General features: G+C 74.2%; 16 protein-coding genes. 6 read left to right on the plus strand and 10 right to left on the minus strand.

Annotated features, from left to right (window positions below; all coding sequences use genetic code 11):
- Positions 1-56: 56 nt before the first annotated feature.
- Positions 57-1,199, minus strand: coding sequence for a 4-hydroxyphenylpyruvate dioxygenase (gene hppD / locus ACSNOD_RS15505; RefSeq protein WP_436767508.1), 1,143 nt, complete (start codon positions 1,197-1,199; stop codon positions 57-59).
- Positions 1,200-1,321: 122 nt separating this feature from the next.
- Between hppD and ACSNOD_RS15510 the strand changes: the two genes are divergently transcribed.
- From ACSNOD_RS15510 to ACSNOD_RS15530, 5 genes are all read left to right on the plus strand, one after another.
- Positions 1,322-1,795: an Lrp/AsnC family transcriptional regulator gene (locus tag ACSNOD_RS15510; RefSeq protein WP_436767522.1), complete on the plus strand. Its 474-nt coding sequence runs from the start codon at positions 1,322-1,324 to the stop codon at positions 1,793-1,795.
- Between the two features lie 84 nt (positions 1,796-1,879).
- Complete coding sequence (locus ACSNOD_RS15515) at positions 1,880-2,527, plus strand: ABC transporter permease (protein ID WP_436767509.1); 648 nt, start codon at positions 1,880-1,882, stop codon at positions 2,525-2,527.
- A gap of 133 nt (positions 2,528-2,660) precedes the next feature.
- Positions 2,661-3,917 (plus strand): betaine/proline/choline family ABC transporter ATP-binding protein, encoded by a 1,257-nt coding sequence (locus ACSNOD_RS15520; protein WP_436767523.1) that lies wholly within the window; start codon positions 2,661-2,663, stop codon positions 3,915-3,917.
- Positions 3,914-4,729, plus strand: a complete 816-nt coding sequence (locus ACSNOD_RS15525; RefSeq protein ID WP_436767510.1) for an ABC transporter permease — start codon at positions 3,914-3,916, stop codon at positions 4,727-4,729. The genes ACSNOD_RS15520 and ACSNOD_RS15525 overlap by 4 nt, the downstream gene beginning before the upstream one ends.
- A 1-nt stretch (position 4,730) precedes the next feature.
- The gene (locus tag ACSNOD_RS15530; RefSeq protein WP_436767511.1) at positions 4,731-5,720 is read left to right on the plus strand and encodes a glycine betaine ABC transporter substrate-binding protein; all 990 of its coding nucleotides are present in this window, start codon (positions 4,731-4,733) and stop codon (positions 5,718-5,720) included.
- A 25-nt stretch (positions 5,721-5,745) separates the two neighbouring features.
- Here ACSNOD_RS15530 and ACSNOD_RS15535 read toward each other — a convergent pair whose 3' ends face one another.
- The 8 genes from ACSNOD_RS15535 to ACSNOD_RS15570 form a co-directional block, all read right to left on the minus strand.
- Positions 5,746-6,264 carry an RDD family protein gene (locus tag ACSNOD_RS15535; protein ID WP_436767512.1) on the minus strand — a complete coding sequence of 173 codons (519 nt, stop codon included), beginning with the start codon at positions 6,262-6,264 and terminating at the stop codon, positions 5,746-5,748.
- A gap of 84 nt (positions 6,265-6,348) precedes the next feature.
- Positions 6,349-7,146, minus strand: coding sequence for a S16 family serine protease (locus tag ACSNOD_RS15540; protein ID WP_436767513.1), 798 nt, complete (start codon positions 7,144-7,146; stop codon positions 6,349-6,351).
- Between the two features lie 116 nt (positions 7,147-7,262).
- The gene (locus ACSNOD_RS15545; protein ID WP_436767514.1) at positions 7,263-7,904 is read right to left on the minus strand and encodes an IclR family transcriptional regulator; all 642 of its coding nucleotides are present in this window, start codon (positions 7,902-7,904) and stop codon (positions 7,263-7,265) included.
- Positions 7,905-8,269: 365 nt separating this feature from the next.
- The gene (locus ACSNOD_RS15550) at positions 8,270-10,057 is read right to left on the minus strand and encodes a DEAD/DEAH box helicase (RefSeq protein ID WP_436767515.1); all 1,788 of its coding nucleotides are present in this window, start codon (positions 10,055-10,057) and stop codon (positions 8,270-8,272) included.
- Positions 10,058-10,257: 200 nt separating this feature from the next.
- On the minus strand, positions 10,258-11,904 hold the full coding sequence (locus ACSNOD_RS15555; protein WP_436767516.1) for an MFS transporter: 1,647 nt from the start codon (positions 11,902-11,904) through the stop codon (positions 10,258-10,260).
- Positions 11,905-12,106: 202 nt separating this feature from the next.
- A complete protein-coding gene (locus ACSNOD_RS15560) occupies positions 12,107-13,273 on the minus strand; it encodes a YeiH family protein (protein WP_436767517.1) in 1,167 nt (388 codons plus the stop codon).
- Positions 13,273-13,839 (minus strand): cysteine dioxygenase, encoded by a 567-nt coding sequence (locus tag ACSNOD_RS15565; RefSeq protein WP_436767518.1) that lies wholly within the window; start codon positions 13,837-13,839, stop codon positions 13,273-13,275. The genes ACSNOD_RS15560 and ACSNOD_RS15565 overlap by 1 nt, the downstream gene beginning before the upstream one ends.
- 115 nt (positions 13,840-13,954) lie before the next feature.
- Positions 13,955-14,860 carry a LysR family transcriptional regulator gene (locus ACSNOD_RS15570; RefSeq protein WP_436767519.1) on the minus strand — a complete coding sequence of 302 codons (906 nt, stop codon included), beginning with the start codon at positions 14,858-14,860 and terminating at the stop codon, positions 13,955-13,957.
- A gap of 128 nt (positions 14,861-14,988) precedes the next feature.
- On the opposite strand from ACSNOD_RS15570, the gene ACSNOD_RS15575 reads away from it, so the two are divergent.
- Positions 14,989-15,546 (plus strand): GNAT family N-acetyltransferase, encoded by a 558-nt coding sequence (locus ACSNOD_RS15575; protein WP_436767520.1) that lies wholly within the window; start codon positions 14,989-14,991, stop codon positions 15,544-15,546.
- 408 nt (positions 15,547-15,954) lie between these two features.
- Here the strand turns inward: ACSNOD_RS15575 and ACSNOD_RS15580 are convergent, their stop codons facing one another.
- Positions 15,955-18,285: a xanthine dehydrogenase family protein molybdopterin-binding subunit gene (locus tag ACSNOD_RS15580; RefSeq protein ID WP_436767521.1), complete on the minus strand. Its 2,331-nt coding sequence runs from the start codon at positions 18,283-18,285 to the stop codon at positions 15,955-15,957.
- Positions 18,286-18,686 lie beyond the last annotated feature (401 nt).

An 18,686-nucleotide genomic window follows, 5' to 3' on the forward strand; every position in this document is an offset into this window, starting at 1 on the left:
GCGCGGCCGCGGGGGGGGCCGGGTCAGGGGGGGCCCGCCCGGCGTCGGCCCGCGCGTCAGAGGTTGCCGCGCTTGGCCTGCTCGCGCTCGATCGCCTCGAAGAGGGCCTTGAAGTTGCCCTTGCCGAAGCCCATCGAGCCATGGCGCTCGATCATCTCGAAGAACACCGTCGGCCGGTCCTGCACCGGCTTGGTGAAGATCTGCAGCAGATAGCCGTCCTCGTCGCGGTCGGCGAGGATCTTCAGCTCGCGCAGCGTCTCGATCGGCACCCGGGTGTCGCCGACCCACTCGCCGAGGGTGTCGTAGTACGAGTCGGGGGTGTCGAGGAACTGGACGCCCGCGTCCCGCATGGCCCGCACGGTGGCCACGATGTCATTGGTGGCGAGCGCGATGTGCTGGACGCCCGGGCCGCCGTAGAACTCCAGGTACTCGTCGATCTGGGACTTCTTCTTGGCGATGGCGGGCTCGTTGAGCGGGAACTTCACCTTGCGGGTGCCGTCCGCCACGACCTTGGACATCAGCGCGGAGTACTCGGTGGCGATGTCGTCGCCCACGAACTCCTTCATGTTGGTGAAGCCCATGACGTTGTTGTAGAACGCGACCCACTCGTCCATCCTGCCGAGCTCGACGTTGCCCACGCAGTGGTCGATGGCCTGGAAGCGGCGCGGGCCGGGCTCGACGATCGGGTCGGCGGCGACGAAGCCGGGCAGATAGGGGCCGCTGTAGCCGCCGCGCTCGACGAGCGTGTGCCGGGTCTTGCCGTAGGTGGCGATGGCGGCGAGCACCACCGTGCCGTGCTCGTCCTTCAGCTCGTACGGCTCCTCCAGGCCGGTGGCGCCGTGCTCGACCGCGTAGGCGTACGCGGCCCGGGCGTCCGGCACCTCGATGGCCAGGTCCACCACGCCGTCGCCGTGCTCGGCCACGTGCTCGGCCAGGAACCGGCCACGCTCGGTGGTGGGCTTGATCACCGTGGTGAGGACGAAGCGGGCGCTGCCGGACTCCAGCACATAGCTCGCGGTCTCCCGGTTGCCGTTCTCCGGCCCGGAGTAGGCGACGCGCTTCATGCCGAAGGCGGTGGAGTAGTAGTGGGCGGCCTGCTTGGCGTTGCCGACGGCGAAGACGACCGCGTCCATCCCCTTCACCGGGAACGGGTCCGCCTGCCGTGCCGTGCTCTGGGTGTGATCGATGGTCTCCGTCATGACCGCAGACTCCCTCCCATCCACAAGGTGCGCAATAGTTTGTTCATCCACTGGGCAATCTGTCCGGCGAACCGCGCGTAACACCGGGCGATCTGTACAGGATGACCATCGAGAGGCGGCCCATGGGGATCGACGAGCTGGACGGGCGACTGATCGAACTGCTGGCCGAGGAACCGCGGATCGGGGTGCTGGAGGCGTCCCGCCGGCTCGGGGTGGCCCGGGGCACGGTGCAGGCCCGGCTGGACAGATTGCAGGCCAATGGGGTGATCCGCGGCTTCGGCCCGGAGGTGGACCCGGCGGCGCTCGGCTACCCCGTGACGGCCTTCGCCACGCTGGAGATCAAACAGGGCCAAGGGGCCGCCATCCGGGCGCACTTGGCGGGTGTGCCGGAGGTGCTGGAGCTGCACACCACCACGGGCCACGGCGACATGCTGTGCCGGCTCGTGGCCCGCTCCAACGCCGACCTTCAACGTGTGATCGACCGGGTTGTGGGTTTTGATGGCATCGTGCGGGCCTCGACGGCCATCGTGATGGAGAATCCGGTGCCGCTCCGGATCATTCCGCTGGTGCGGCAGGCGGCCGGGGACCGCCGCTGACCGGGGCGCCGCCGACCGACGCCGTGCCCGCGAGGAGACCGGCCCCCGCCCGGGGGCCCGCTCCGCACCGGCAGGAGGGCTTCCATGGGCTTCTGGAAGTATCTCGGCAACCGCCACGAGCAACTGCTGATCGACGCGTATCAGCACGCCAGCGCGGTCTTCCAGTGCATGGTCGCCGCCACCGTGCTCGGGGTGCTGATCGGGGTGGCGACCTATCGCCGGGAGTGGGCCGGCGCCCTCGCCGTCACCACGACGGCGACCATCCTCACCATTCCCTCGCTGGCGCTCATCGGCCTGCTGGTGCCGATCGTCGGCCTGGGCGTGGCCCCGACGGTCATCGCGCTGGTGCTGTACGGGCTGCTGCCCATCGTCCGCAACGCCGTCGTCGGGCTGCGCGGGGTCGACCCCGCGCTGGTGGAGGCCGCGCGCGGGATCGGGATGTCCCGCGCGGCCCAGCTGCTGCGGATCGAGCTGCCGCTGGCCTGGCCGCCGATCCTCACCGGCATCCGGGTGGCCACCCAGATGCTCATGGGCATCGCGGCGATCGCGGCCTTCGCCTCGGGCCCGGGGCTGGGGAACCAGATCTTCCGCGGGATCTCCAGCCTGGGCAGCGCCAACGCGCTCAACGAGGTGCTCTCCGGGACGCTCGGGATCGTGGTGCTCGCGCTGCTGTTCGACGCGGTGTACGTGCTCATCGGCCGTCTCACGATCTCCAGGGGGATTCGTGCCTGATCCGATCGAGCCCACGCCGTCCGCCGGTTCCACCGGTCCCGCCGGGTCCAACGGTCCCACCGGTTCCGCCGGGCCCGGAGAGGCGGCCGGAACGGGCGCGCCCGCCGCGCCCACCCCGGTCACCGGCGCCACCATCCGGCTGGAGAACCTCACCAAGCGCTACCCCGGCAACCCCGTGCCCGCCGTCGACAGCGTCTCCATGGAGATCGAGGCGGGCGAGCTGGTGGTGTTCGTCGGGCCGTCCGGCTGCGGCAAGAGCACCACCCTCAAGATGATCAACCGGCTGATCGAGCCCAGCTCGGGCCGCATCCGCATCGACGACGAGGACGTCACCGACATGGACCCGGTGAAGCTCCGTCGCAAGATCGGCTACGCCATCCAGGCGTCGGGGCTGTTCCCCCATATGACGGTGGCGGAGAACATCGCGCTCGTCCCCCGGATGGTCGGCTGGTCCAAGGCGCGCGTCCGCGACCGGGTGGAGGAGATGCTCGACCTGGTGGGGCTCGACCCGCGCGACTTCCACGGCCGCTATCCGCGCCAGCTCTCCGGCGGCCAGCAGCAGCGCGTCGGCGTGGCGCGGGCCCTCGCCGCCGACCCGCCGGTGCTGCTGATGGACGAGCCCTTCGGCGCCGTCGACCCGATCACCCGGGACCACCTCCAGGACGAGCTGATCCGGCTCCAGCACGAGCTCCACAAGACCATCGTCTTCGTGACCCACGACTTCGACGAGGCCATCAAGCTCGGCGACCGGATCGCGGTGCTGCGCGAGCAGTCGCACATCGCCCAGTTCGACACGCCCGAGGCCATCCTCACCAACCCCGCGGACGACTTCGTCGCGGGCTTCGTGGGCGCCGGCGCCGCGCTCAAGCGGCTCAACCTCACCCGGGTGCGGGACGTGGAGATCGGCCAGCTGACGACCGTGACGGTCGACGACCCCCTGGAGACCATCCTCGCCCGGCTCCGCTCCGGCGCCGGCACGGAACTGCTGCTGCTCGACCGGCGGGGCCGCCCGTACAAGTGGCTGCGGCGCGGCGACCTGATGCGGGCCAAGGGGTCCCTGGCCCGCGCGGGCACCCTCATCCACGACACCGTCACCCGGGACGCCACCCTGCGCGACGCGCTGGAGGCGGTGCTCACCGACAGCAGCGGCCGGGTCGCGGTGACCGGGCGGCGCGGCGAGTACATCGGCGTGGTGGACATGGAGACGCTGCTGAACTCCGTGCACGAACTGCTGGAGGCGGACCGGCTGATGGCCGTCGAGCAGCCGGACGAGGAGGCCGCCGCCGGCTCGTCGCCGTCGCCGTCGCCGACGCCGTCGCCCGGGCAGTCCACGGAGCGGGCCGCCGAGCCGCCGGGCGGGCCGGACGAGCCCCGGGAGGAGCTGCCATGATCGGCGGCGGCCGGGACAGCGCGGCGGAGCTCACCGACGACGTGGAGCGCGGCCCCGTCGCGCCGCACCAGCGCACCACCCGCCTGGGGTGGCAGCGGCTGGTGACCATCCCGCTGCTGCTCCTCGTGGCGCTCGCCGCCACCTTCATCTGGCTGAGCAACGTCCATCTGGACTCCATCGCCCGCAACTCCCTCCAGGGCGACACCGTCCCCGTCGCCCTGTGGCAGCACGTCCTGCTGACGGCCGTCTCCACCTTCTTCGTGCTGATCATCGCCATTCCGCTGGGCATCGCCCTCACCCGGGGCGCGCTGCGCCGGGCCGGGCCGCCGGTGCTGGCGCTGGCCAACATCGGCCAGGCCACCCCGGCGCTGGGGCTGCTGGCCCTGCTGGTCATCTGGCTGGGCATCGGCCGCCGGGCCGCGCTGATCGGCATGGTCGCCTACGCCGTGCTGCCCGTGCTCAGCAACACCGTCGCCGGGCTGCGGGCCATCGACCCGACGCTCATCGAGGCCGCCCGGGGCATCGGCATGTCGGCCACCGGGGTGCTGCTCCGGGTCGAACTGCCACTCGCCGTGCCGCTGATCCTCGCCGGGGTGCGCACGGCGCTGGTGCTGAACGTCGGCACCGCCACGCTGGCCACCTTCGGGGGCGGCGGCGGGCTGGGCGACCTGATCGCCTCCGGCATCACCAACCAGCGGATGCCGGTCCTGGTGCTGGGCTCCGTGCTGACCGTGGCGCTGGCGCTGCTGGTGGACTGGCTGGCCTCGCTCGCCGAGGTGATGCTGCGGCCGCGCGGCCTGGAGGTGGGCTGAGATGCGCTGGACGCGGACCGTGGCCACGGGCGTCGGGGCGCTGCTGCTGCTCGGCTCGGCCGCGCTGGGCGGCTGCGGGCTGCGCAGCGGCAGCCCGATGGTGGACGACGTGGAGCCCGGCTCCATCGGGCAGGGCCGCCCGCTGGAGGGGGCCGATCTGACGGTGACCTCCAAGCAGTTCACCGAGCAGATCATCCTCGGCCAGATGATGGGGCTGGCGTTCAAGGCCGCCGGCGCCGAGGTGCTGGACCGCACCAACATCCAGGGCTCCATCGGGGCCCGGGAGGCGATCCGGTCCGGCGCGGCGGACGCGATGTACGAGTACACGGGCACCGCGTGGATCACGTACCTCGGCAACACCGAGCCGGTCGACGACCCGCGGCGCCAGTGGGAGCTCGTACGGGACGCCGACGCCCGCAACGGCATCGTCTGGCTGCCGCCCGCCTCGCTCGACAACACGTACGCCCTGGCCGTCAACGCGGCCAACGCCGCCAAGTACGGGCTGCGGACGCTGTCGGACGTGGCACGGCTGGCCGAGCGGGACCCGGGCGCGGTCACCGTCTGCGTGGAGACGGAGTTCGCCGCCCGCGACGACGGGCTGCCCGGCCTGCAGAAGGCCTACGGCTTCACCGTGCCCTCGGGCAACATCCGCAAGATGGACAGCGGCATCATCTACACCCAGGTGTCGGGCGGCGGGTCCTGCGTGCTGGGCGAGGTGTTCACCACCGACGGCCGCATCAAGGAGATGGGGCTGACCGTGCTGGAGGACGACAAGCGCTTCTTCCCCAACTACAACGCCGCGCCCGAGCTGCACGCCGCGGCGGTGGAGCGGCACCCGGCGATGCGCGAGGTGCTCGACCCCATCACCCGGCGGCTGACGACCGAGGTGGCGCGCGAGCTCAACGCGCGGGTGGACGTGCGCGGCGAGGACCCGCACGAGGTGGCCAAGGACTGGCTGGTGAAGGAGGGCTTCATCAAGGCCGGCCGCTGACCGGGCCGCCCGCCGGCGAGGGACGTCAGTCGGTCCTGACGACGACCGAGCGGACCACCTTGTCGTGGAGGCACTGCCGGTACGGCTGGTCCCACAGGCACCACATCGAATCGATCGGCACGCACGCCGCGTTGTTGATCAGCACGCCGACCAGCGACCGCCCCCAGGCCCGGCCGTGCGAGAGGTTCCCGCCGTCCTCGATGCGCGCCACCCGCAGCTTGCACAGCCGCTTGCCCAGCGTGCGGCCGTACCGGGCGGTCGCCCACGGCTCGTACGCCAGCGACACCACCATGATCAGCACCACGCAGGCGACGCTGACGGCCGTCCGCGTCCCGCTGCCCGACTCCGCCAGGCTCGCCAGCATCACCATCGGCACGCCGAGGACGCACAGCAGCACGAGGAGGAACACGCCGTCGAGCAGCCGCGCCAGCAGCCGCAGGCCCACACCGCCGACGAGGGCCGGGTCCGGCCCGAACGCGTGGGGCCCGTACGGCGGGTACGGGCCCTGAGGCCCGGGCGGGTACTGCGGCGGATCATGGCTCACGAGACGGCATGGAACCATCCGGGGCACCGGCGCTCCCCACCGGGGTCCGTTGCGGAGCTGGGGAAGCCGTTCTCGAACCCGCTCTCAGCAGGTGGGCACCTCGCCGCCGGAGCGCAGCGCCTTGAGCGCGTCCAGCGTCTGCGGCAGCGTGGTGACGGGGATCAGCCGCAGCCCGTCGGGCAGTTCGGCCGCGGCCTCCGCGCACTCGCCCTTGGGCACCAGGAAGACGGTCGCGCCGTCGCGCTTGGCGGCCTGCGTCTTGAGCGGCACGCCACCGACCGGGCCGACCTTCCCGTCCGGGGTGATGGTGCCGGTGCCGGCGATGGTCAGACCGCCGGTGAGGTCGCCGCCGCTGCCGTCGCCGACCAGCTTGTCGATGATGCCGAGGGAGAACATCAGCCCCGCGCTCGGGCCGCCCACATGGGCCAGCCGCAGGGTCACCTTGACATCGTCGGGCGAGCGGCGCAGGTGGCCCAGCGCGGCCCGGGTGGCGGTGTCCTGGGACTTGCGCATCTCCGCCGCGTTGTGCTCGCTGATCTCCTTGGTGGAGTCCCCCACCGGATACACCGAGTCGAGCGGCAGCACGGCCCGGTCGTCGGCGAACCAGCCGTCGACGACGTCGCCCAGCCGCACGGGGACGCTGGGGGCGGTCGCGGCGATCGCCGTCATCAGCAGCTTTCCGGAGGTGGGCCGGGTGTCCGCCCCGGACACGGTGATCACCTGCTCCCCCCGGTCCTCGCCCAGCACATCGGCGGTCTGGCCCGGCTGGGCCAGGGCGAACGGCAGGGGCGCGAGCCCCGCCACCGCGAACAGGGCGACGACGGGCACGGCACAGACCGCGAGCAGGCGGCCACGGGAGAGGCGCTTGAGACGGGAGAGCACCCGGCCAATGTAGTTCAGAGCCCGGCCCCGCACGCCGCCCGGGCCGGGTGTCGGACGAGGTCCGGGCCGGTGTCGGGGCCGGGTGCCGGGCGCGGGCCCGGGTTCGGCCCGGGTGCTCAGCGCAGCGCCTCGGAGACCTCGCGCGCCGCGTCCACCACCCGCGATCCGACCCGTTCCGGGACCGAGTCCGCGAGCATCACCACGCCCACGCTGCCCTCGATGCCGCTCACGCCGAGCAGCGGCGCCGCCGCGCCGCTCGCCCCCGTCTCCAGCTCGCCATGGGTGAGCACGAACCCGGGGCCGTCCACCATGCCCTGGCGGGAGGCGAGGATCGCCCGCCCCGCCGCGCCTCGTTCGAGTGAATGCCGGAAGCCGGTGCGATACGCGACGTGGTAGTCCGTCCACGTCGGCTCGACGACCGCGACGGCCAGCGCCTCGGTGCCGTCGACCAGCGTCAGATGCGCGGTCGCGCCGACGTCCTCGGCGAGGGAGCGCAGCGCGGGCAGCGCGGCCTCGCGCACCAGCGGGTGCACCTGGCGGCTGAGCCGCAGCACGCCCAGGCCCACCCGTGCGCGGCCGCCGATGTCCCGGCGTACGAGGGCGTGCTGCTCCAGCGTGGCCAGCAGCCGGTAGACCACGGTGCGGTTGACGCCGAGCTTCGTCGAGAGCTCGGTGACCGTCAGACCGTGGTCCGTGTCGGCGAGCAGCTTGAGGACCCGCAGTCCCCGGTCGAGCGTTTGAGACGTCTCCGCGGTCACGACGCCCCCTTCTCGGGTGTGTGGCGGCGGCTCCTCGCGGTGGGGGTGGTGCCGGCCCGGCGGCACGGCGCGCGTCGGAGCCGCCGGTCGCATGGCACCGGCGGCGCTCCGCGGCGGCGCTGCCACGGGGCGGGTAGGTGAACGCACGGTAGCGAGCGGTCCCGCTCAGCGGAAGGGTCCGTCCAGAATCCGGTCAGCGCTGACCGCGTTTGCGCGGTTCGTCCGGCGCGGGCACCACCGCCGCGCGAGCGTCGCCCCAGGCGAGCGCCCCCGCACGCGGATCTCACCGCGTACGGGGGCCGCGCCTCGTACGGGCCCCTCACCGCGTACGGGCCGCCTCACGCCGGCGGCCCCTCACGCGGATCTCACCGCATGCGTGTCGCCCACTCGCGGACCTTCTTGATGCGCTCGCGGATCTGGCCCGCCGTGGCCTCCGCCGTCGGCGGCCCCCCGCACACCCGCCGCAGCTCCGTATGGATCACCCCGTGCGGCTTTCCGCTCTGGTGGACATACGCCCCGACCAGCGTGTTGAGCTCCTTGCGGAGTTCGAGCAGCTCCTTGTGGGTGACGACGGGCCGGCGCTCGGCCGGCAGCTCCAGCAGGTCCGCCTCCGCGTCCGGCCGCTTGCGGCTGTGCGCGATCTGCCGGGCCTGCCGCTTCTGGAGCAGCAGCTGGACCTGGTCCGGCTCCAGCAGCCCGGGGATGCCCAGGTAGTCCTGCTCCTCCTCGCTGCCGGGGTGCGCCTGCATCCCGAACTCGGCCCCGTCGTAGAGCACCCGGTCGAACACCGCGTCGGACTCCAGCGCCTCGAAGGGCAGCATGTCCTGCTCGCCGGTGTCCTCGTCCTGCTCCCGGTTCGCCTCCTCCATCTCCTTCTCGGACTCGGCGTACGGGTCCTCCTCGCCCTCCTTCTTCGGCTTGTCGAGCACGTGGTCGCGCTCGACCTCCATCTCGTTGGCGAAGGTCAGCAGGGTGGGGATGGTCGGCAGGAAGACCGACGCGGTCTCGCCGCGCCGCCGGGAGCGCACGAAGCGCCCGACCGCCTGGGCGAAGAACAGCGGCGTGGAGATGGTCGTGGCGTAGACGCCGACCGCGAGCCGGGGCACGTCCACGCCCTCGGACACCATGCGGACGGCGACCATCCAGCGCGAGTCGCTCGCGGCGAAGTCGTCGATGCGCTGCGAGGCGCCGCTGTCGTCGGAGAGGACGACCGTCGCGCCCTCGCCGGTGATCTCCCGGATCAGCTTGGCGTAGGCGCGGGCCGCGTCCTGGTCGGTGGCGATCACCAGCCCGCCGGCGTCGGGGATGGCCTTGCGGACCTCGGTCAGCCGCCGGTCCGCCGCGCGCAGCACCTTCGGCATCCAGTCGCCGCGCGGGTCCAGCGCGGTGCGCCACGCCTGGGAGACGGCGTCCTTGGTCATCGGCTCGCCGAGCCGCGCTTCCAGCTCGTCGCCCGCCTTGGTGCGCCAGCGCATGTTGCCGCTGTAGGAGAGGAAGATGACCGGCCGGACGACGCCGTCGGCGAGGGCGTTGCCGTAGCCGTAGGTGTAGTCGGCCGCGGAGCGCCGGATGCCGTCGTTGCCCTCCTCGTACTGGACGAAGGGGATGGGGTTGGTGTCCGAGCGGAAGGGGGTGCCGGTGAGCGCCAGCCGCCGGGTGGCCGGGTCGAACGCCTCCAGGCACGCCTCGCCCCAGGACTTGGAGTCGCCTGCGTGGTGGATCTCGTCCAGGATGACGAGCGTCTTGCGCTGCTCGCAGCGGTTGCGGTGGAGCATGGGGCGCACGCCCACGCCGGCGTAGGTGAGGGCCACGCCGTCGTACTCGCGGCCGAGCGGGCCGGCCGAGTACTCCGGGTCGAGCTTGATGCCGACCCGGGCGGCGGCCTCGGCCCACTGCTTCTTGAGGTGCTCGGTCGGCGCGACGACCGTCACCTGCTGCACGACGTGGTGGTGCAGCAGCCAGGACGCGAGGGTGAGCGCGAAGGTGGTCTTTCCCGCGCCCGGGGTCGCGACCGCGAGGAAGTCGCGCGGCTGCTTCTGGATGTACAGGTCCATCGCGCCCTGCTGCCAGGCGCGCAGCTTGCCGGCCGTGCCCCAGGGGGCGCGGCCGGGGAAGGCGGGAGAGAGATGGTGGCTGGCGGCGGTGGTAGTCACGGTCTCCGTCGGGCTGGCTCGGGGATCGTCGGATCGCAGGATCTCGGCGGAATCGGCAACCGCGTCAGCCTACCGGCCGCCCCGTACCCACTCCCGGGTTACGACCCGGGACCGCCCGATGGTGCGACTGAGCTCACACCGGGCGGTCGTCCGCGCGGCCGGCCGGCGGCCGCTTCGTCGCCGGGCCGCCGACCGCTCGGTCAGCGGGCCGTCGGCCCCTTCGCCCCCGGGCTCGTCGCCGGGCGCAGCCGGGTGGTGACCAGGGCCGCGAGCAGGGCGACCGCCGCCATGGCGACGAAGACGACGGCGAAGGCGGCGGGCGCGGCCGCGCCGGCGCCGTGGGCGCCCCCGCCGACCCCCTCCCCCGCGCCTTCCCCGGAGACGTCCGCCGCGCCGCCGCCGAAGGCGATGAAGAGCACCCCGCCGAGGCCGACGAGGAGGATGTTGCCGAGCGCGTCGAAGACCTGGAGCGAGGAGGAGTTGCTGCCGGCCTCCTCCGGCCGGGAGAGCTTCATCAGCAGCACGGTGGCGCTGGAGATGTTGAGGCCGATGCCGTAGCCGGCCGCCACCCAGACCACGGCGACCAGCCAGACCGGCACCCCGTCGAGGAGGACCAGCGGCGCGGTGGCGATCGCGACGGCCAGCAGGACCATGCCCAGGGTCATCAGCCGCTCGCGGTGGGGCTCCAGCTTCGGGCGGCTCTGGGTGTACGAGCCGAGCGCCCAGGCCAGCCCGCCGCCGGTGAGCGAGAGCCCGGCCAGGGTGGTGGACAGGCCGCGCTCGGTGACCAGCATCAACGGTACGAAGGTCTCCGCGCCCACGAGGGAGCCCATGGCCAGCCCGCGCAGCAGGATCACCGACGGCAGGCCGCGCACGGCCCGGAAGGTGCCGCGCGGCAGCAGCCGCACCGCGCAGGGGGCGAGCAGGGCGAGCCCCGCCGCGGCCGGGAGCAGCGACAGCGGCCGCGGGTCCTGGCCGGCGTACTGGAGGAGGCCGGCGCCCGCCGCGATGCCCAGGGCGAGGAAGATCCGGCGGCGGTTCATCGGCGCGGCGCGGTCGCGGTCGCCGGCACGGGTGCCGTCGCCGGTACGGGTGCCGTCGCCGGTACGGGTGCCGTCGCCGGCCGGGGCGCGGTCGGCGGCCGCGAGCCGCCGCATCGCCGGCAGCATCACGGCGAGCGGCAGCAGGATCAGCACGGGCACGGCGAGGAAGACCCAGCGCCAGCCGAGGTGCTCGGTGACCGAGCCGGCCGCCAGCGGGCCGACGATCACGGGCAGCACCCACGCGGCGGAGAAGGCGGCCAGCACGCCGGGGCGCAGCGCCTCGGGGTAGGCGCGGTTCACCACCACGTACAGGGCCACGATCACCAGTCCGCCGCCGAGGCCCTGGACGGCGCGGCCGGCGACGAAGGTCCACATGTCCTGGGCGGCCCCGGAGAGCACGAGCCCGGCCCCGAAGGCGGCGATGCCGGTGAACAGGGGGGTGAGCGGGCCCTTGCGGTCGCACCACTCGCCGGACAGGGTCATCGAGAACAGGCTGGTGGTGAAGTAGCCGGAGAAGGCGAACGCGTAGAGCGAGAGGCCGTCGAGGCCGTCGGCGGCGGCCGGCATGGCGGTGTTCACGGCGCTCGCCTCGAAGGCGAGCAGGGACACGACGGAGATGATGCCGAGGGTCAGCGCGCGGAAGGTCCGCCCCCATATGCCGCCGGTCACGGCGGGGGCGCCGGCGCCGTCGTCCCCGGCGCCGCCGCCGCGCGCCGGGGCGGGGCCGCCGTCGGCCGTGGCGGGGCCCGCGGCGGGGCCGGCCTTCCGTGAGGGGTGCGGGGACTCGCCGATCGATGCGCTCATGGTTCGTCAGCGTAAGGGCTGAAACCACGCTTGGCCCCTGTCACGGGACGGGGTCGCGCTCCGACGATCGGACTAGGTCCGCCGACGGACGAGCGGAAGGGCCGCGACGGACGAGCGGAAGGGCGGAAGGGCCGCGACGGACGAGCGGAAGGGCGGAAGGGCCGCCGGCGGGCGGGCCGGCCGCGTGCGGGACCCGCGCCTCTCACGCCGTGAGGAGCACACCCCCGTACGACACACCCGCGACGACCACCCACGCGCTCAGGCCGAGCGCGGCCAGCCGCGCCCCCGTGCGCGCCAGCGTCGGCAGGTGCACCGCGCTGCCCAGCCCGAAGAGCGCCGCGGCCAGCAGCAGTTCCTGCGCGACCCCGGCCGCGTCGAGCACCCCGGCCGGCAGCAGTCCCGTGCTGCGCAGGCCCGTCATCGCCAGGAAGCCGACGACGAACAGCGGCACCAGCGGCGGCCTCGTCCCCGTGCCGCCGGCGCCTCCGGCGCCCCCCGTGCCGGAGACCGCGCCCGAGCCCTCGCCCCGCACCGCGCGCCGCCGGTTCCGTACGCCGATCGCCACCGCCGCGACGAGCGGCGCCAGCATGGCCACCCGCATCAGCTTGACCAGCACCGCGTCGCCCAGCGCGGCGCCGCCCGCGGTCTGTGCGGTGGCGACGACCTGGCCGACGTCGTGCACGCTGGCGCCGACCCAGCGCCCGAACTGTTCGTCGGTCAGCCCGAGCGGATGGTGCAGCAGCGGCAGGACGGCGATGGCGAGCGTGCCGCACAGCGTCACCAGCGCGACCGACGCCGCCACGTCCTCCTCGTCGCTGCCGGTCGCCCCGCTGACCGCGCCGATCGCGGACGCGCCGCAGATGGAGTAGCCGGTGGCGACCAGCAGCGGCTGGTCGCCGGGGAGCCCCATGCGGCGGCCGAGCCACCAGGTGCCGCCGAAGGTGGCGGCGACCACGGCGAAGACCATCGCCACCGTGGCCCAGCCGAGCCCGAGCACGTCGTCGAGCCCGAGCTTGAGCCCGAGGAGCACCACGCCCAGGCGCATCAGCCGCTTGCCGGCCAGCGAGAGCCCCGGCCGGCAGCGGCCGCGCACGGCCTGCCGCACCCCGGGCAGATGGGCGGCGGCGATCCCCAGCACCACGGCGACGGTCAGCGCGGGCACCCCGGGCAGCAGGGCGTGCACGGCCCAGGCCAGGGCGACGCCGAGCGCGGCCAGGGCCAGTCCGGGACCGTTGCGGCGTACGGGGCCGTCCGGGCGTACGGGCCCGGGGGCGAGCGTCCGCCCGTTGTCGGACCCGCCGTGGGCGGCGAGGGCGGCGAGCGCCCCGGCGCCGGTACGGCGGCGTACCCGGTCGCGGGTGAGGGCCATCACCGGTCGGTCGGCAGGTCGTAGACGCGCCGGATGCTCGACCCCAGGCGGGAGACGTCCGCGCCGTAGACGTGGATCGAGACGGCCCTGTCCGTACCGGAGTTGCTGACCCGGTGGATGTCGCCGGGGGGCGCGAAGCCGCAGACCGTGCCCCGCGGGTTCACCACGTCCTCCGTGGCGACCAGCCGGGCGGTGGGCTCGCCGGGCACCAGCCGGTAGCGCCGCTCGCTCTCCTCCCCCACGTGCACCCCGGTGACGCACCAGGAGACGTGGTCGTGGACGCAGGTGCGCTGGCCGGGCAGCCAGACCAGCGCGACCACGGAGAAGCTGCCGTCGGCCTCGGCGTGCAGGACGTGCTGGCGGTAGCGGTCGGGGTCGCCCTCGCACTGCTCGGGGGTGAGCAGGCCGGGGTCGCCCAGGAAGGGGCGCAGCCGCTCGCCGACGAGGGTCGCCGTCGGCTCGGGCGGCAGGCCGCGCAGCACCACCTCCCGCACCCGGGACACGAGCGCGTCGAGGCGCTCGGTGGTGCGGGCGGCTGCGGCTCGGGGTGCGGTGTGAGTGGTCATACGGGCAGCGTGCGGCCGCCGGAGCCATCACGTCCAACGACGGTTTCTTGAGCCGGGGCCAACGTCGGCTTATGAGTGGTGGGTCGGGATGAGTGGCGGGTCGGGAGGCAGGCGCTCAGCAGCCGTCGCGGGCGGCGGCCGCCGCCTTGAGCTCCTCCAGCACCACCGCGGTGGCCGGGACGCGCAGATGCTCGCGGATCGCGTACGCGGAGATCCGCCGCCGAATGTGCGGCTCCACCACCCGCCCGGTCACCTTCTGGTGGCAGAGGAACGACAGCACCAGCGCGGGCATGACGGCGACGCCGATGCCGGCCGCCACCATGGACTGCACCACGAGGTTGTCGTCCGTGGTGAAGGCGATGTCCGGCTCGAAGCCGGCCTCGGCGCAGGCGTGCAGGAAGTTGGTCCGGCACCGGGGGCAGCCGGCGATCCAGCGCTCGTCCGCCAGGTCCACCAGCCGCACGGCCCGGCGCCGGGCGAGCGGGTGCCCGGTCGGCAGCAGCACGGTCAGCGGGTCCTCCAGCATGGGGATCTCGGCGAGTTCCTCGGGCACGTCGGCCCGCATCCCCGGATAGGTGAAGGCGATGGTGATGTCGCACTCGCCGCGCACCAGGCGGTGCAGCGACTCCGGCGGCTCGCTCTCCAGCAGGTCGACGCGGATGCCGGGGTGGTCGGCGGCCAGCCGGGCCATCGCCTCCGGGATGAGCGTGGCGCTGGCGCTGGGGAACGCGCAGACCCGTACCCGCCCGGTGCGCAGCCGGGTGAAGGCGCTCATCTGCTGCTGGGCGGCGGTGAGGCTGCCGAGGATGGCGTCCGCGTGCCGGGACAGCATCTCCCCGGCCTCGGTGAGCCGGATGCCCCGCCCGGCGCGGGTGAACAGCGGGGTGCCGGCGCCGCGTTCGAGGGCCTTCATCTGCTGGCTGACGGCCGGCTGCGTATAGCCGAGGGAGCGGGCCGCGGCGGAGTACGACCCGGTGCGGACCACCTCGTGGAAGGTCTTGATGTGCCGAGAATCGAACACAACAGAAGCATAAGCGGATATTGGGGGTGCGGCGGGGTGCTCGGAAAAAGCTTTGGTGTCGACTCGGCGCGTGCGCATACCCTTCGACCGCTTGGAGTGCGCAGAGTTCGAGGCCGTGGAGGATGACCATGTTCGCGATGTCCCTGGGTGACGACGGCGCCGAGCTGTGCCCGCTGGAGCCGTGGCAGGCCGAGGAGTTCCTGGCCCACATGGACCGGGGGCGGGACTTCATCGGGCGGCACATCGCGCTCGCGGACGTCGTCACGGACCCGGAGTCGAGCCGGGCGTTCCTGCGGTCGTACGCGGAGAAGGCCGCGGACGACGCCGGCCGGATCTACGGCATCCGCGTCGACGGCAAGCTGGTCGGCGGGGTGCTCTTCCGGACCATGGACGTCCGGCTGGGGACCGCCGAGGCGGGCTGCTGGCTGGAGCCCGCGGCGGCGGGCAGGGGCCTGGTCACCCGGGCCGCGACCGCGATCATCGACTGGGCCGTCGAGGAGCGGGGCATCCACCGCGTGGAGTGGCGGGTCTCGGCGGCCAACGAGCCCAGCATCGCCGTGGCCCGGCGGCTCGGCATGACGCGGGACGGCGTGCTGCGGGAGAGCCATGTGCACCGGGGGCGGCGCCAGGACATCGAGATCTGGTCGGTGCTCGCGCCTGAGTGGCGGGCGCGCCGGGCGTCCTGACCCGAGGCGCGGCGGCGGGTGCGCGCCGCGCCTCCTGATGCATGGGCGGGCGCGCCGGGCGTCCTGACCCCGGGCGCCGGCGGCGGGCCCGCCACAGGACTCCAGGGCGCGCTACAAGTCGTAGCTCCCTCTGCGCACGTACTCGCGGTTGAGCGTCAGCTCATAGCCCCGCGCCTCCGACTCGTCGTCGAAGAACGCCGCGTGGAGGCTGCCGTCGGGCCGTCTGATGTGGGCGAGATGGCCGTCCGGCGCGCTGACGATGTACCACTGCTCCCGGTCCCGGGAGAACCTGGTCTCGAAGATGGCCCTGCCTCCTTCTTGCCGTCGCGGTCGCGGTCGTTCGAAAAGCCTCGGAAGCCCGGATGAAGCCCGCGGGGTCCGGAGGTCGTCGAACCCCGCGCGACGCGCCTAACGCTGGCCGGGGATCTGCGGGGGCGCCGCCACCGCCGACTGCGGCCGGATGGGCAGCCGGTTGACCGGCCTGCCGGTCGCGGCGCGGACCGCGCCCGCCACCGCCGCCGGGGAGGTCACCACCGGCACCGCGCTCGCCGCCTTCGCCCCGAACGGCGCCACCACGTCCCGCTCCTCCACCAGCTTCACGATGCGGATGTCCGGCGCGTCCAGCGCCGTCGGCAGGGCGTAGCCGGTGAGGTCGGGGTGGCGCACGACGCCGCGCGCGGTGCGCAGGTTCTCGGTGAGGGCCGCGCCCACGCCCTGGGTGACGCCCGCCTCGATCCGGGCCGCGAGCTGGCGCGGGTTGAGGACCCGGCCGACGTCCTGGGCGATGGCCATCTCCACCACCCGCACCGAGCCCAGCTCGATGTCCACGTCCACCACGGCCCGTACGGCCGCGAAGGCCACGCCCACGAACGCGTCGCCCTGGCCCGTCTCGTCGAGCGGCTCGGTGGGGTGCGGGCGGCACTGCGCGGTGGCCCACAGCTCCTTGCCGTCCAGCGTCTCGGCGACGGTGGTGCTGAGCACCCCGTCGTACGAGGTGATCTTGCCGTCGGCGATCGTCAGCAGCTCGGTGGACATGCCGAACTTCGCGGCCAGCGGCTGGAGGAGCTGGGTGCGGACCATCTTCGCGGCCCGCTCCACCGCGCCGCCCGACACCCAGGTGTGGCGGCCGTGGCAGGCCGGCCCGGCCGGCGGCTGGTCGGTGTCGACGGGGGCGACGTGCACCTCGTCGATGCCGAGGGTGTCCTGCACGATCTGGCGGGCCAGGGTGGTGAAGCCCTGGCCGGTCTCCACGGCGGCGCAGATGACCGTGGCCACCCCGCCGTTGACCCGTACGGTGGCCGTGGACACCTCGTCCGCGCCCTCCGCGCCGAGCATGTGCACCATGCCCAGCGCGTAGCCCACGCCGCGGCGCACCGCGCTCGGCTCCCCCGCGCCGTGCGGGCCGCCCGGCAGCAGCCAGTCCTCACCGGGGGTGTCCTTGGGCAGGGCGGGCAGCGGGGCGTCCCGCACCGCGCGCAGCAGCTCGGCGACCGGCGCGGGGCAGGTCATCGTCTGCCCGGTGGGCAGCAGGTCGCCGGTGGCCATCGCGTTGCGCAGCCGCAGCTCGGCCGGGTCCAGGCCCAGTTTGGCGGCGAGCTTGTCCATCTGGCCCTCGTACGCCGCGCACACCTGCATCGCGCCCTCGCCCCGCACATGGCCCGACGGCGGGTTGTTGGTGCGCACCGCCCAGCCCTCGACGAAGGCGTGCGGCACCACGTACGGGCCGCAGGCGAAGGCGACGGCGGCGGCGAGCGCCTCCCCGGAGGAGTCGGCGTAGGCGCCGGCGTCCATCAGGATCTGCGCCTCCACCTTGACCAGCCGGCCCTCGGCGGTGGCGTGGTGCCGGTAGCGCAGCAGGGTGGGGTGGCGGTGGGCGTGCCCCAGGAAGGATTCCTCGCGGGTCGCGACGAGCTTGACCGGGCAGCCGGTCTTCAGCGCCAGCAGGCCCAGGGGCAGTTGCATGCCCGGGTCCTCGCGGTCGCCGGTCGCCCCCGGCACGCCGGTGACGACGACCTTGACACGCTCGGGTTCGAGGGCGAAGCAGGCGGCGGCCAGGTCGCGGTCGGCGTGCGGGTCGGTGGAGGCGGTGTAGATCTCGACGCCGCCGTCCGGGCGCGGCACGGCGAGCCCGGCCTCGGCGCCGATGGGCGCGGGGTCCTGGCGTCCGATCCGGTACAGCCCCTCGACGATCACCTCGCCGGTGGCCTCGGGGTCGCCGTAGCGCAGCGGGATGTGGCGGATCAGGTTGCCGTCGGGGTGGAGCGGCTCGGCCGAGAACGCCTTCTCGGGGTCGGTGACCGGCTCCAGGACCTCGTACTCCACGGTGATCGCGGCGGCGGCGAGCCGGGCGGTGTCGGGGTGGTCGGCGGCGACGGCGGCGACGGGCTCGCCGTGGTGCCGCACGAGGTCCTTGGCGAAGACGGGCCGGTCGGCGACCCGGCGCCCGTGGCAGGCGTCCCCGGGCACGTCGGCGTGGGTGACGACGGCGCGCACGCCCGGCATGTCGAGCGCCGCGGAGGTGTCGATCGACACGATGCGGGCGTGCGGGTGCGGGGAGCGGTGGATCGCGGCCCACAGCAGGCCCTCGGCCCACAGGTCGGCGGCGTACGGGAACGTGCCCTCGGCCTTGGCGAGCGCGTCGGCCGGCGCGAGGGAGGCGCCGAGGCCGTGCGGGGTCGGCTCGACGGGTTCGGGCCCGCCCACGGCGGGGGTCGCGGTCACCGCGTCGGGACCGGTCATCGCACTGCCCTTTCGCTGCCTGTGCGGTGCGCGGCGGGGCGGGGTCGCCCGGCCGCGCGGGGGTTACGGGGGTGGTGCCGCGCGGGGGCCGCGGCGGGCGCGGCGTTCGCGGTCGCGTGCTCGCCGGCCCACGGGCCAGTGGGGCGCCCGCCGGGGGCGGGGACAAGTCGCTGCGCGGCGGACGCGAGACGCGCCGGGACGCGGGGTGCGCATGGGTGGGGCGCCACCGCGGCCTCCGCGAACTCAAAGCCGACCGGCCCCCACGGGAACTGCGGCGCGGGCCGGTCCGTACACGCCTGCGCGGCGGGCGCGGCGTTCGCGGTCGCGTGCTCGCCGGCCCGCGGGCCGCCGGGGCGCCCGCCGGGGGCGGGGAGAGGTCGCTGCGCGACTGGCGCGAGACG

It is taken from the genome of Streptomyces sp. URMC 123 (assembly GCF_051386515.1).
Classification (GTDB): Bacteria; Actinomycetota; Actinomycetes; order Streptomycetales; family Streptomycetaceae; genus Streptomyces.